This is a genomic window from Nocardia sp. CC201C (assembly GCF_030010695.1).
GTDB lineage: Bacteria > Actinomycetota > Actinomycetes > Mycobacteriales > Mycobacteriaceae > Nocardia > Nocardia otitidiscaviarum.
The window spans coordinates 1-13,709 of the sequence record NZ_JASCXP010000187.1 but is presented as its reverse complement, the minus strand read 5'-3'; the positions used below and the strand labels follow the sequence as shown (position 1 = coordinate 13,709).

Below are 13,709 nucleotides of genomic sequence, written 5' to 3'. Positions count from 1 at the left end.
CGTCGAAGTCCAGCAGGAAGCTGAACGCGGCGATGGCGATGACCACCAGGCTGAAGATGATGGCGATGGGGCCGCCGTCGCGCAGGCCGAAGCCGCCGGGGGTGAAGAACGCGGCGATGAAGTTGCCCAGCACCAGTACCAGGATGCCGATCATGGCGCCGACGATCATGCGGGTGAAGCGCGGGGTGACCCGGATGGCTCCGGTCTTGTAGACGACCAGCATGCCGAAGAACACGCCGAAGGTGCCGAGCACCGCCTGCGCGATCATGCCCGCACCGCCCACGCCGCCGAATTCGACGCCGGTGAACATGTACGACAGCGCACCGAGGAACAGGCCCTCGAACGCCGCGTAGCTCAGCACGATGGCCGGGTTGTCCTGCTTGCGCCCGAAGCTGGCGACCAGCACCAGACCCAGGCCCACCAGGCCGCCAACGATGACAAACAGCGGGGCCAGGTTGTGGTTGTAGGAGGTGAGGCCGTACGACAGGACCGCGCCGAGGGTGACCACGCCCAGCGTGATGCCGGTCTTGGTGACCACATCGTCGATGGTCATCGGCCGAGTGGTCGGCACCGGCATCTGCTGGTAGCCCTGCGGCGGGTAGCCGCCCGGAGGCTGGCCGTACCCGTACGGCTGCTGCTGTGCGAACTGTCCGGCTCCAGCGGCCGCCGAACCAAATCCGGCGTAGCCGCCGCCCTGCTGCTGTTGCGGCGACAGGTTCCGGAAGACCGGGTTGCTTGTGGTGCGCAAGGCGCGTCCCTTTCTGGAGTCGTGGCTCACGACACTCGTGGCCTCGTTCTACAGTCTCCAACGTCCGGCGGCGACTGTCAGTTCCCGACACCCACCGCGTTTCAGACAAATCGGACTTTACCGCGTGGTCGGTCTGTTGACCGACTCACGGCAGAGCCGATCACACTTGGCCCACGACCCTAGCCGCGATTGCCGTCGGATGCCCCAAATCGTCGCCACAGCCATCACTGGACGGTTATCCACAGGGCGTTGCCTCGCCAGACCGCCGAGAAGTCTCCAACTCGATGCGAAGGTCTTGGACCATCCGCTCCATCCGCCCTTCCCAACCCGGCGTGCCAACCGGCACCGTCACGGTCTGTCGTTCGCCGACATCCAAGCCCGCCTGGAAACCGAAGCGCAGCGCACCTACCTGCCGTCGCGGGGGTGGCCGTCGTGAGCCTGGACTACCTGCGCCACGACAACCACGAGTGGGGACGCAGCCGCCCCAACCTCGCCATGCAAGTCCATATCGACTGCCACCCCGACATCTGCGCCACCAAGGCCGCCGCCTACTGGGCGCTGGTGGACGCGGGCAAGCTCGTCCCGGACTCCAACCGGAACCGCGCATGACCGACGAGGAATGGGAACAGGACCGCCTCGCCCGCGTACGCCGCTACTACGAGATGGAGAGCGACCGTGTCGCGGGTGCCGTCGAGTGCGGCCACCGGCTGTGGGAACTGCTGCACCACGGGCTGAGGCTGGCCGCCGCCGAGGGAGCCACGCGCATGGGCGCGGAACATCTGCTGCTGCACATGCTGTGCGACCCGTCCGCGATCCCTATCCGGGAACTCACCGAGATGGGGTTGGACCCAGGTACAGTGTTCACCCGCTTGGCGGAGGCGACCCGCCGCAATCCACACACGCCGTGAACTCGACCACCCGGACAACCGCGATCGGGCCGGCAATAACCCTGTGACGTGCTACTTCTGGGGAAATTACCCTGCGATCTTGACACCGGCGATCGCTTAAGTAACACTTTTGCTGGCGGCACAACTACGTCTCCGCAACGCCGACGGTACCGAGTCTTCTTCCCCGCCACCATCATCGGCGCCCTCCGCAGCGCATCACACCCGCCTCCTCTCCGTAGGTTGTGTGCACCGCGTGCGACGCCCGGCGAACAGCCGTCGCGACCGATCACAGCCCCTCGGAGTCGAAACTCTAAGGGGCTGAACACATTCAACGCGGCCTCTCGCTAGCAGGACCGCGCCGCCCATACCGCACTGCCCGCGTCGCCCTACGGCGAGCGGGCTCCGATCCGCCGCACCGCGCGCTGATCAACCCCACCCCTTCATCCCAAGCCAGGCACCCGGCTTGGGATTTTTCATGCCCACACCCGGAAAGCCCGTCAATTCCCATGCCCGACAACAAACGATCTGCACCCACCCGCCCCGATCACCGACACAACCCTCCGCACCCCACGTCAACGTCTACCGCACACCGCGTCGCTGCGACTGCCGGGAGGAGGTCATAATGCACGCCCCCACCACCCCGACATGGCTGAACTGGACACCCGGCGCTCCCGCCGACCACACCCCAGCAGGCGAAGCCGGGCCGGTCACACACCGGATTCACAACTTCACCGTGAAAAACGAAGCCGAAGCGGCCCGCATCCTGCACCGCATCCTCGCCGGGGAAGACCTGATCGCCGCCGCATTCACCAACCAGCCCCGCCCACAGCCCGAAAGCCCCCGCCCAGCACAGTCTTTCGCACCAACCCAGCAGCCCACACCCGCGCCGACGATCCCGCAGGCGACACAGATCTCCGATCCCGAAGCCTTCTCCGAACTCGACGAGGACGGATTCGTACGGCCACAGCCGGGCACCGTCCCCAACCCGGGTGCCCACCTCCGCCCTGAACCAGAGCCGGCCAGTCCCGCCGAAGCCCCTCAACCGAACCCTGATCCTGGAGTCACGCACGTACCGACGCCCAGCCCCGCGCCGACGCCAGCTGAACTGGACGCCGACCGGGTCGAGCTGATCCTGCCCGAAGGGCTCGAGGCCCCGCAGCGTGGCGGCCCTGCCGTGTACTGGGTCGAGAACAATGGCACCCAGGCATCACTGCGCATCGACGAATTAGGCCAACGGTATTGGCGGTTCGTGCAGACCAACGGCGTGATCATCGACGTTACCCAGGGTGGTGGCAGTGACGGCGGCGACCGGCCGTGGACGCACACTACTATCACCGAGCCTGGAGAGGCGACGCCTCGCGAGGATACATACGACACCACCGGCGTTACGGTGAACGTCGAAACGACCGCCGACACGGAGCTACGCGATCTGCGGTTCCCCGGCGGGGACCTCGGACTGGAAGAACACCACGGCGGCAGCGATGGAGCGGACCGACCGTGGGTGCTCACCACTCAGTTCAAACCGAACGTGGATCCAACCGCCCTGCCGAGCCGCGTGTTCACGACCAGCACCAACGCCACACGCACCGGCTTCGACCTCAGTAGCGAGTACTCATGGACCGACGCGGCAGGCATTGAGTTCAACCGGCATGAGGATTGGACCAACGATCGGCGAGTCGACACGATCACCACCATCGACCCGGCCACTGGAAAACCGTTCACCTACGTGAACATCCAGCGGCTCAGCGACCGCACACCGCTGCTGGATAAAAGCACCGACGTCGACGGAATCACCCGCGTCATCGACCACACCGCTGTCGACAAGTGGGGCAATCCCGCCACGTACCACATTCGACCCGACGGCACTCTGTGGGACAGCAACGGCAACCAGATCGGCATAGCAGACGGCAAGCTCGTCCCCTTCGACGCCGATGGCAACTACCGCGCCACCGGCACCGACGGCGTCTCGGTCCGGGACGCCGACGCCGACGAACCCGTACGGAGTAACGGCTACCGATTCTGGGCGTTCTGGCTCACGCCCGACGAAAGAGAGGTGATCGAGCCCCTTACTCGAATACATGCCCCGAATGGCGGCCCCGCCAAAGCATACTTCCGTACCCCCAACGGCGACCTCATCGTCCAAGACGACAACGGATTCCACCAAGTCAACAACGCACCCACCTTCTCCCAACTCGCCCTCAATATCGGACTTCAGCTACTCGTCGACGGAATCGCCTCCGGCGGAGCTGGACGACTCGCCCGCCTCAGCAGTCGCTCCCCCTTCGGCCGGCCCCAGCGGCCACAACTCCAACAGGGATCGAACACCGATAACAGTGTGCCCCGGACAGGATCGAATGGCGGACCCCGCGGCTCCGAAACCGAGGGCCGCACAACCAGTCCTCAGAACGGTCAACCCGGACCTGCCGACAACCCTGCGACCGGCAACCGCGCCGTCGAACTAGAATCCGAGACTCGGGTGGAAGGCGGTCCCAGTGCACGCGAAGCACAGGACGCGGCGCAGAATGCACGCGATGAGGCGACTGCCCGAGCCAGGCTACTCGCCAACGCCGATAGTCGACTACAGCGGGCTGGGGTAAATCCCGATGATATCTACGGGCCATTACCAACAGACCACGCGGGACGTGATCGAGTTGCTAATGTTGTCGTAAATAATCCGTTCAGCAAGAAGTCTCCTGGCATGGATCGCCGAGCCTACGAATTCGCGTTGAATCATGGCGGCAGAGGAAATCCGTGGCGCTTCGCCAATGCGTATGAATACTACAAGACGAAGTTTAGCGAAGCTATCAAAAGTTTTAATCCAAGCCTGCATCCGAACCAGTCGAAATATGCAGTCGTAGCTAGAGAGTTCGACGATTCAGCGGTTGCGGCTGATCTAGCCCGCGATGTTGAGACCGTCCTAGCCGCCGGACGGGGTCCAATTACCATCGATCAAAACCTCAAGGGCACCGCCCTCGCGAATGCCGTGCAACGATCGGAGAAGCTCGGATTCGGAGATGCAGTGGCTGCGGCCTATCATGCCCCGAAGCACATCGATGAAGTACCAACAACAGAGCAAGCTGGCAAATCAGTAATCAGAGCGTACCAGGAGAGCGCCGCACGGACGGTACGCGAAGGTAAACTAGTTTCCTACGAGGAGAAGGCGGATGGCAGTTCTAAGCTTGTATTCCACAGGGAGATCTCAGAGGATGGCAAATCTATCGTGACAGAAACAATCGTGATCGTTGACTCCAGCGGCGTAGCCCGTATAGCAACATATGGGAGCCCCAAGGCGGTGTCCCCTCAGTGATCACATCCTACCCAGACGCAAAGCAGTGCATGGCAGTCGCTTTGAGAGACTTTCAAAAGGCACTGGCGATCGATGAGTCAGGATCGGAAGAAGACTCGTTACGGACCTCGTTATTTGCCAACGCGATGTCTATGTTGATCGGCGTAAACGCAGGTATCGTGCGCAACGAGTTGTCTTCACCTGATGACTTCAACCGCTTCCGGTCTCAGGTAGCATCCCTGATGAGTAGAAGTAGTAGAAGTCTTTTCTCCTACCTCTACATGTCCATGGACTATGCGATCCGCGCCCGTGTCGACGGTTGGCACGAGCCGTGCGTACGCCGATCTGCCATTCAGCTACTGATAGATGACTATCCGCCATCCGCCGAGGTATTCGATTCCGAGGATCGCGAGACTGTGGAAGAAATGGATGAATGGCTGCGAGACCGGGCCCCTGATATAGCGCCACTGCCAAGCCGGTTAATACCTGAAGGGATTCCGTCGAGCCATTGGTGGTGGCGCCTGCCATCGGCGGAGCCGGACACCACCAACCAACCGTGAGCAAGCCGACTACAGCTGGCTCATGACCTTGTCCGCGATCAGCTCCAGATGGTCCAGGTCCTCCAGATCCAAGATCTGGAGGTACACCCGGCTGGTGCCCGCCTCGTCGGCGTATCGGCCGAGCTTGTCGACCACCTCGTCCGGGCTGCCCGCCAGGCCGTTGGTCTTCAATTCGTCCACCTCGCGGCCGATGGCGGCGGCACGGCGGGACACCTCGGCGTCGTCGCGGCCCACGCAGGCGATGAGGGCGTTGGAGTAGACCAGCTCGGCCGGGTCGCGGCCGGCGTCCTTGGCGGCGGCGCGGACGCGCTCGAACTGGGCGGCGGTGTCGTCGATCGAGGAGAAGGGCATGTTGAATTCGTCGGCGTAGCGGGCGGTGAGGCGCGGGGTGCGCTTGGCTCCGTGGCCGCCGATGATGACGGGGATCTTGGGCTGGACCGGCTTGGGGAGGGCGGGCGAGTCCACCAGGGTGTAGTGCTCGCCGGTGAAGTTGAACGTCTCCCCCGCCGGGGTGCCCCACAGGCCGGTGAGCACGGCGAGCTGCTCCTCGAAGCGCGGGAACTTGTCGGCCGGGAACGGGATGCCGTAGGCGGTGTGTTCCTCGGCGAACCAGCCTGCGCCGAAACCGAATTCGACGCGACCATTGGACATGGCGTCCACCTGGGCGACCTGGATGGCGAGCACGCCCGGGTGGCGGAAGGTGGCCGAGGTCATGAGGGTGCCGAGCCGGATGCGGGAGGTTTCGCGGGCCAGTCCGGCGAGGGTGGTCCAGGCGTCGGTGGGGCCGGGCAGGCCGTCGGCGTCGCCCATCTTCAGGTAGTGGTCGGAGCGGAAGAAGGCGTCGTAGCCCAGGTCCTCGGTGGCCTTGGCCACGGTGAGGAGGGTGTCGTAGGACGCGCCCTGCTGCGGTTCGGTGAAGATTCGAAGATCGATTCGGGCCATGCGGTCCATTGTGCTCCGAGGACTGTTCGGTCGATTTACCGGCCGCTGTCGTGCAGGCCGCGCACCGACCGCGTGACGGTGAACTTCCGGTTGCGCCCGATCACGTCGGTCTTGCCGACCATGCGCTCCATCACCCCGCGATAGTTCAGGTGCGAGTTGTAGACCGTCCACAGCTCACCGCCCGGCCGCAGCACCCGCCCGGTCTGCTGGAACATCTTGATGGCCGAGCCGGTGTGCACGGCCGCGCCCACGTGGAAGGGCGGATTGCAGAGCACCAGATCGGCGCTGTTGTCGGGCGCGTTGGACATAGCGTCGTCACGCAGCACGGTGACCCGGTCGGCGACCGCGTTGACGGCCGCGGTGGCCCGGCTGGAGGCGACCGCGGCGGCGGACTGGTCGGTGGCCGTGACCCGCAGTCCCGGACGGGCTTTGGCCAGCGCCACCGCGAGAATGCCGGTGCCGCAACCGAGGTCGATGGCCTCGCGGGCATCCGGTTTCATGCGCTTCAGGAACTCCAGCAGGTACCGAGTGCCGATATCGAGGCGCGGCCCGGAGAAGGCCGCCCCGTGCGCCACCACCTCGAGCTCAGGGTCGTCGATCCGGTTGCACACCGGAAACGGCGGATCGCCAACGGGTTTGGGATCCGTGGCGGTGAGAATGCGGGACTTCTGCCGACCGCGGCTGGCCCGCACCGAGCCGAAGGACTCACCCAGCACGTCGTTCATGGCGGGGGTCAGGTACTTGTCGCGGCCGCCCGCGAACACCTCCACCTCCGGATCGGCGTAGCGGGCGACGGCGTCGGCGATCTCGGCCAGCCCGGACAGGGCGCGCGGCAGGCGCAGCAGCACCACCCGCACATCCGCGAGCAGGCGGCGGCCGAGTTCGTGCGCCGCGTAGCGGTCCGCGAGTCCGACGACGCGGGCATTGTGGGCCAGGGCCTGCTCCCCGGTGAGCAGATCCTGATGCACCCGCACGCCGCGTAGATCATGCGCGGCGATGGCCCCGAGGGTGAGCGCACCGTAGCCGTCGTCGATCACGGCGACCCGCCCGTCCCCCGCTGCCGCGAGGGAGTTCGCCGCTACATCCAGCATCAGCCGGTCGGCGGCGTCCACCGCGTAGAGGTTCTCCGCCTCCACATCCGGATACCGCCGCAACCGGCTCAACACATCCTCGACCTCAACCACACCTACAGTGTGCTAGATCATTGCCACGCTGTCCCATTCGGCCGGTTCATTGTGCTATCTCGTTACGAGATCGCCTGCACCACCCGGCAATACCTCGCAAACCACTCGCAACTACCGCAGTGAAATTGCGAATCACTGGGTTGCTGAGGCTTCGCGCACCCGCGGCATCATGGCCGAGGCGGCGACCATGACCACCGCCATCCCGGCGACGGCGAGGAATACCAGATGGATGGCCGGGGACAGCACCTCCGGCGCGGGATGATCGCTGCCGCCGACCCGGGAGTTCACCAGCGCGCCGAACACCGCCACGCCGACGGCACTCCCGAGCGAACGGGCGAACATATTGGTCGCGGTCACCACCCCGCGCTCGGTCCAGTCGACGGCGGACTGCGCGGCGATCAGGGTCGGCGTCGCCACCAGGCCCATGCCGGTGCCGACGATGAAACAGCCGACCGCCACCCGGAGCAGACCGGAATCGGCGTCGACGAGCAGCAGCGTCGCCGCCCCGACCGATCCGAGCGTGCTGCCGATGAGGGCGGTGCGCCGGAAGCCGATGCGCAGGTACACCTTTCCGGCCTGGGAAGCCGCCAGCGGCCAGCCCATGGTGAGCGCACCGACGGTGAGCCCCGCCGCCAGCGCGCCCGTACCGAGCACCCCCTGCGCGAAAGTCGGCACATACGAGGTCAATCCGAGTATCACCGCGCCGATGAGCAGTGACACCGTGCTGCTCGCCACCACCACGCGACGAGTGAAAACCCACAGCGGCAGAATCGGATTGGCGGCCTGACGCTCGACCAGGCCGAACAGCACGAGCGCCAGCGCCCCGCCGCCGAAGAGCGCCAGACTCGTCGGCGCACCCCAGGCCCAGGCGTGCCCGCCCTCGAGCAGGGCGAGAATGAGCGCGCCCGCACCCACCGTGAGCAGGGCCGCGCCCAGATAGTCGATGCGATGCGTCTGCCGGGTCGCCCTTTCGGTGAAGTGGCGTGCCAGCATCCACGCGGCCAGCGCGGCGAGCGGCAGATTGATCAGGAAGATCCAGCGCCAGCTCACGTACTCGGCGAAGACGCCGCCCAGTACCGGTCCGAGCACCGAGGAGGCGGCCCACACACTGGCCAGATAGCCCTGCACCTTGGCGCGTTCGGCGACGGTGTACACATCCCCGGCGATGGTCATGGACATGGGCGCCACCGCGCCCGCACCGATGCCCTGCACGGCCCGGAAGGCGATGAGCGCCACCATGCTGGTGGCCAGCCCGCACAGCAGCGACCCGAGCGCGAAGACCGCGATGCCGAACAGCATGACCGGTTTGCGGCCGAGCATGTCGGCGAGCTTGCCGTAGATCGGCACGGTCACCGCCTGCGCCAGCAGGTAGATGGAGAACAGCCACGGGAACTGCGCGAATCCGCCGAGTTGATCGGTGATGGTGAGCACGGCGGTGGCGATGATGGTGGAATCCAGCGCCACCAGCGAGGTCGCCAGCATGAGGGAGGCGAGCAGCGGCCCCCGCTCGGACCGGAAGCCGATGTCGGGACGCACCTCGGTGGCTGTCATCGGCATCCTCTTCTCGTTAGCTCGACTTATCAACTGGGTCGAACATATTCGAGGGGCCGCTATTCCCTCACCGGGTTTCCGGCTACAGCGTCGCGACCAGCTCCCGCAGCACCGGCAGGCTCACCGAACCCGAACCGAGCACCACATCGTGGAACGCCTTGATGTCGAAGGCGGCCCCGAGCCGCTGCCGCACCTGCTCACGCTGCCGCTGGATCTCGAGCTGTCCGATCTTGTAGGCGACCGCCTGTCCCGGCATAGCGATATAGCGGTCCACCTCGGTGCGGATCTCCTCCACACCGACCGGCGCGTTCGCCACCATGAAGTCGATGGCCTGCTGGCGCGTCCAGCCCTTGGCATGCAGTCCGGTGTCGACCACCAGGCGGCAGGAACGCCAGGAGTCACCGGCCAGCATCCCGATCCGGCCGAGGTCGTCCGGGTAGAGTCCCATCTCGTCGGCCAGGCGTTCGGCGTAGAGCGCCCAGCCCTCCACGAAGGCGGTATTGGAGAAGGACTGACGCTGGAATCGCGGCAGGTGCTCGAGCTCATTGGCGATGGTGAGCTGGAGATGATGCCCCGGGATGGCCTCGTGGAAGGCGACCGCGGCGGTCTCGTACCGGTTGCGGCCCTTGGCGTCGTGCTGGTTGACGTAGTACGCCCCATTGCGGGAGCCGTCGGCGGCGGGCGGGAAGTAGTAGGCGGCGGGCGCGTCCGCGGCCAGGAATTCGGGGACGGGGAGGATATCGCAGGACTGCCGGGGCAGCCTGCCGAACCAGTCCCCCATCACCGCACCGGCCGCCGCCAGGCAGCGCCGGGCGTCGGTCATGATCTCGTCGCCGTCGCGGTAGCGCAGCTCCGGATCCTCCCGCAGCCTGGTGAAGATTTCACCGAGGTCGTCGGTGCCGAACAGTCGTGCGCCTACCTCGCCGTATTCGGTGCGCAGCGTGGCCAATTCGGCCAAGCCGAGTTCGTGGATCTCCTCCGCGCCCAGGTCGGGCAGCGTGGTGTGGTGGCGCAGCAGGCGGGCGTAGATATCGGATCCATCGTCACCCAGCCAGGACAGGCCGGGGCGGTCGTCGGGGCGCGCCACCGGCAGCAGCTCGGTGGCGAGCGCCGCGCGGTAGGCGGCGAACGCGGGGCGGATGACATCGCGTGCCACCTCGGCGAGCTGTGCGCGCCACGCGGATTCGCCGTCCCAGTCGGGCGGGCCCGGGAAGGTGACGAAGGGGTCGGCGGCGAGATCGGAGGCCAGGTAACCGTCGAGCTGGTTGAGCGAACGCTCGATGGTGATGCGGGCGGGGGTGCGCCCGGCGGCCACCCCGTCGCGGAAGCGCTGCACCGCCTGCGCCATCAGGTCACCGAACTGCCGGTAGCGCTCGAGCAGTCCCGCCGCGTTCTCCGGTCGCGGTGCGTTGAGCTGCGGAGCCATGGTGAGCATGGCCGCGTGCACGCCCGTCATCTGATCGGAGGCCATCTCCACGGGCCGCCAGCCCAGCTGGTCGATGGCGGAGGTGAGTTCGGTGCGCAGCAGGCTGCGGGTGACGCGGTCGGTATCGGACAGCCGTCCCGGATCGAGGGCGTCCACCTCACCCAGCAGGGCCTGCCAGGTGGCGAGCAGCCGGGCGTCGGCGGCCGCGGAGAGATCCTCGATGCGGTCGTCGAAGCGCCTGTCCCCCAACAGAGTTGCCTCACTCGGTGAGGATTCCAGGAACGCATCCCAGAAGCGGTCCGCCAGCTCGATCAGCTCGTCGTGTGCGTCCATGCGAATCATGATGCCGCACACCCACCCACCGGCACGGCAGAGTTTCGGACGCGTCTCCCGGTGCACTGGCCACGCCGGACACACGGTGACCTCACGGGGACGAGGCCCCCGGCCACAAGCGCCTCGGAAACCCCCGCACGAATCCAACGCAGCCGTGTCGCGACCTCAGACTCCAAGCGCTCGCGAACACGCCCGACGGCTGGCCCGCGTTGTGCTCGGACACCAGCGTCCGGGACCCGTCATCGCCTGGGCGGCACCGGAATCCGCGCCAGGTCCTCCGCCACGACGATCTCCCCGTCGAAATTGGCGCGCGCCTGGTCGAGGTGGTCGTCGAGGGTGCCGTAGCGCTGGGAGAAGTGGGTGAGCACCAGGGTGCGCACGCCCGCGGCGGCGGCCACCTTGCCCGCCTGACCGGCGGTGAGGTGGCCGTACTCCTCGGCGAGGTCGATCTCCGCGTCGAGGAAGGTGGCCTCGATGACCAGCATGTCCACCCCTTCGGCGAGGGTGTACACGCCGTCGCACAGGCGGGTGTCCATGACGAAGGCGAAGCTCTGGCCCGGACGCGGTTCGCTCACCTGGTCGAGACCGATTGTGCGGCCGTCGATCTCAATGCTCCCGGCATGCTGCAACTCGCCGACGATGGGTCCGGCCAGGCCGTATTCGCGCAGCAGGTCCGGGACGATGCGCCGCCCGTCGGGCTCGTCGATGCGGTAGCCGAAGGCTTCGACCGGATGCGACAGCGGTTCCGTGCGCAGCGTGAAACCGGCGTCGGGGGCGGGCAATTCGCCTGCGGCGGCAATGGGGCGCGGGCGGAGTTCGGCGTGGTGGCGGTAGGCGGTGGAATCGCACAGCCGTTGATAGAACCGTTCCCCGGAGGCCGGGTAGTACACGTCCACCGCGTGCGGCACCCGGTCCAGGCTGATGCGCTGCACCACACCGGCCAGCCCCAGACTGTGGTCCCCGTGGAAGTGCGTGATGCCGATGCGGGTGATGTCGGTGGCCGACAATCCCGCGTAGATCATCTGCCGCTGCGTGCCCTCCCCTGGGTCGAACAGCACCCCTTCCCCATCCCACCTCAGCAGATAGCCGTTGTGGTTGCGCTGTTTGGTCGGCACCTGGCTCGCGGTTCCGAGAATGACCAGTTCGCGCTGTGACACGCGCGTCACGCTACCGCCTATGGCCGCCGAACCCGAGTCGGAGCACCCCGCGCGTTCCGGCCACCGGCTCCGCCACGCCGGGGAACACGACGTCGGAACGCCCGCTCGAAATACGGGCAGGGGGTATAGATGGACGGCGTGGCGACGAGGCTACACTGGCCGCGTGGACGATCAGCAAACGCCGCGCGCCGCCGGGTACGCTCGCGCGCTGGCCCTGTTCGTCCTGCTGGTCGGGGTGGTCATCATGCATTCGGCGGCCTTCGCCCCGAGCAGCGGCGGCCACCACGGGGCAACCGCACCGGGAGCACCGCGACTGCTCACCCACAGCGCCGACACCTCACCGCAGGCCGCACCCGGGATGCTTCCTTCGTCCGCGGCGATGGCGGTGGCCGTCGCCGCGCAGACCTTTGCCCCCGCCGCATCCGGCACGTCCGCCGCGACGAGCGCAGCCCACGATCGTCCGGACCACGTCGCGCCCACAGGCGATCGGCACGAATCCACAGCGGGCCTCAGCACACACGGCACAGCCATCAGTGCACGTGGCACGGCTGTCAACACGCACGACACGACCATCGGCGCACACGACACGACCATCGGCGCGTCCGAGACCGCCGCGACCACACCGTCCTGTACGAGCGGCGACTGCACTCCGAACCACGCCGTATCGCACGGCTGCGTCTTCGTGCTGACGGCACTCGCGCTGGCACTGGCACTCGCGGCCCTGTACTGGGTGGGCTGGACGAGACCCGAGTTCACCGGACCCCGCCCGCACCGGTGGGGCGGGCGACGCGCCCGCCCACCCCCGTGGACGGTTCTCACCTTGGCCGAATTGGCGATTCTCCGAATCTGATGGGCAGCGCCCGCTTCCGCCAACCCGAGCGCGGAAGCGCGATCACCTCTGCCCGCATCACATTCACACGCCAATTATCAAGGAGTACAGACATGTTCGAATCCAGCCGGATCAAGCTCGCCCTCATCACCGGCGTCTCGTCGGTGGCCCTCATCGCCGCCGGGTGCGGCGACGAGACCTCGACGGTCCAGGCGGTGGGCGGCGACACCACCACCTCCGCCGCGGGCGCCACCCGCAGCGACTTCAATGCCGCCGACGTGGAATTCCTCCAGATGATGTATCCGCATCACGCCCAGGCCGTGGAGATGGCGAAGCTGGTGCCGGGCCGCACGGAGAATCCGGAGCTCATCGCGCTCGCGCAGGCCGTGGAGCAGGCGCAGGCTCCCGAGATGCGGCAGATCTCCACGCTGCTGGTGAGCTTCGGCGAACCCGCGCCCACCGAGGACGGCGGTCACGCGGGGCACGGCGGCATGCCGGGCATGATGTCGCCGGAGCAGATGGTGGCGCTGGAACTGGCCAGCGGCGACGCCTTCGACGAGAAGTGGGTGACCATGATGATCGAGCACCATCAGGGCGCGATCGCCATGGCGGAGACCGAACTCGCCCAGGGCGTGAACGCCGAGGCCAAGCAGTTGGCGCAGGCGATCATCACGGCCCAGCGTACCGAGATCGACCAGATGCGGGGGATGCTGGCGCAGTAGGTGGTCAGCGCCTCGCTGCCTGACCGCAGCGGGGCGCGGGGTGGGAAGTGCCCGAGCGCGCGGCCCACGTACCACCAACACCAG

The 13,709-nt window shown here is 66.8% G+C and carries 12 protein-coding genes; 6 read left to right on the top strand and 6 right to left on the bottom strand.

Annotated elements, in window-relative coordinates; all coding sequences use genetic code 11:
• The coding region (locus QK444_RS19895) for a Bax inhibitor-1/YccA family protein (protein ID WP_282782464.1) at nucleotides 1-748 on the bottom strand (748 nt) is incomplete at its 3' end.
• Between the two features lie 432 nt (nucleotides 749-1,180).
• Here QK444_RS19895 and QK444_RS19890 point away from each other — a divergent pair.
• The 4 genes from QK444_RS19890 (at nucleotide 1,181) to QK444_RS19875 (ending at nucleotide 5,481) form a co-directional block, all read left to right on the top strand.
• The gene (locus tag QK444_RS19890) at nucleotides 1,181-1,357 is read left to right on the top strand and encodes a hypothetical protein (protein ID WP_282782462.1); all 177 of its coding nucleotides are present in this window, start codon (nucleotides 1,181-1,183) and stop codon (nucleotides 1,355-1,357) included.
• A complete protein-coding gene (locus QK444_RS19885; protein ID WP_282782460.1) occupies nucleotides 1,354-1,656 on the top strand; it encodes a hypothetical protein in 303 nt (100 codons plus the stop codon). Before QK444_RS19890 ends, QK444_RS19885 begins: the two co-directional genes overlap by 4 nt.
• A gap of 601 nt (nucleotides 1,657-2,257) precedes the next feature.
• Nucleotides 2,258-4,942 carry a hypothetical protein gene (locus tag QK444_RS19880; RefSeq protein ID WP_282782458.1) on the top strand — a complete coding sequence of 895 codons (2,685 nt, stop codon included), beginning with the start codon at nucleotides 2,258-2,260 and terminating at the stop codon, nucleotides 4,940-4,942.
• A gap of 29 nt (nucleotides 4,943-4,971) precedes the next feature.
• Nucleotides 4,972-5,481 (top strand): hypothetical protein, encoded by a 510-nt coding sequence (locus QK444_RS19875; protein WP_282782456.1) that lies wholly within the window; start codon nucleotides 4,972-4,974, stop codon nucleotides 5,479-5,481.
• 9 nt (nucleotides 5,482-5,490) lie between these two features.
• Here QK444_RS19875 and QK444_RS19870 read toward each other — a convergent pair whose 3' ends face one another.
• The 5 genes from QK444_RS19870 to QK444_RS19850 all read right to left on the bottom strand — a co-directional run bounded on the left by QK444_RS19870 (nucleotide 5,491) and on the right by QK444_RS19850 (nucleotide 12,074).
• Nucleotides 5,491-6,414, bottom strand: a complete 924-nt coding sequence (locus QK444_RS19870) for an LLM class F420-dependent oxidoreductase (RefSeq protein ID WP_282782466.1) — start codon at nucleotides 6,412-6,414, stop codon at nucleotides 5,491-5,493.
• Between the two features lie 44 nt (nucleotides 6,415-6,458).
• Nucleotides 6,459-7,607 (bottom strand): methyltransferase, encoded by a 1,149-nt coding sequence (locus QK444_RS19865; protein ID WP_282782454.1) that lies wholly within the window; start codon nucleotides 7,605-7,607, stop codon nucleotides 6,459-6,461.
• Nucleotides 7,608-7,739: 132 nt separating this feature from the next.
• Nucleotides 7,740-9,158 (bottom strand): MDR family MFS transporter, encoded by a 1,419-nt coding sequence (locus QK444_RS19860; RefSeq protein WP_282782452.1) that lies wholly within the window; start codon nucleotides 9,156-9,158, stop codon nucleotides 7,740-7,742.
• Between the two features lie 82 nt (nucleotides 9,159-9,240).
• A complete protein-coding gene (locus QK444_RS19855; RefSeq protein ID WP_282782450.1) occupies nucleotides 9,241-10,917 on the bottom strand; it encodes a DUF885 domain-containing protein in 1,677 nt (558 codons plus the stop codon).
• Nucleotides 10,918-11,156: 239 nt separating this feature from the next.
• Nucleotides 11,157-12,074 carry a ribonuclease Z gene (locus tag QK444_RS19850; protein WP_282782448.1) on the bottom strand — a complete coding sequence of 306 codons (918 nt, stop codon included), beginning with the start codon at nucleotides 12,072-12,074 and terminating at the stop codon, nucleotides 11,157-11,159.
• A 163-nt stretch (nucleotides 12,075-12,237) separates the two neighbouring features.
• Between QK444_RS19850 and QK444_RS19845 the strand changes: the two genes are divergently transcribed.
• Both QK444_RS19845 and QK444_RS19840 read left to right on the top strand, forming a co-directional pair.
• Nucleotides 12,238-12,924: a hypothetical protein gene (locus QK444_RS19845; protein WP_282782446.1), complete on the top strand. Its 687-nt coding sequence runs from the start codon at nucleotides 12,238-12,240 to the stop codon at nucleotides 12,922-12,924.
• 92 nt (nucleotides 12,925-13,016) lie between these two features.
• Nucleotides 13,017-13,625, top strand: coding sequence for a DUF305 domain-containing protein (locus QK444_RS19840; RefSeq protein ID WP_282782444.1), 609 nt, complete (start codon nucleotides 13,017-13,019; stop codon nucleotides 13,623-13,625).
• Nucleotides 13,626-13,709 lie beyond the last annotated feature (84 nt).

Coding starts and splice junctions, on each gene's coding strand:
- QK444_RS19855 (WP_282782450.1), bottom strand. CDS start 10,917: ATGGACGCACACGACGAGCTGATCGAGCTGGCGGACCGCTTCTGGGAT.
- QK444_RS19875 (WP_282782456.1), top strand. CDS start 4,972: ATGGCAGTCGCTTTGAGAGACTTTCAAAAGGCACTGGCGATCGATGAG.
- QK444_RS19885 (WP_282782460.1), top strand. CDS start 1,354: ATGACCGACGAGGAATGGGAACAGGACCGCCTCGCCCGCGTACGCCGC.
- QK444_RS19860 (WP_282782452.1), bottom strand. CDS start 9,158: ATGACAGCCACCGAGGTGCGTCCCGACATCGGCTTCCGGTCCGAGCGG.
- QK444_RS19840 (WP_282782444.1), top strand. CDS start 13,017: ATGTTCGAATCCAGCCGGATCAAGCTCGCCCTCATCACCGGCGTCTCG.
- QK444_RS19880 (WP_282782458.1), top strand. CDS start 2,258: ATGCACGCCCCCACCACCCCGACATGGCTGAACTGGACACCCGGCGCT.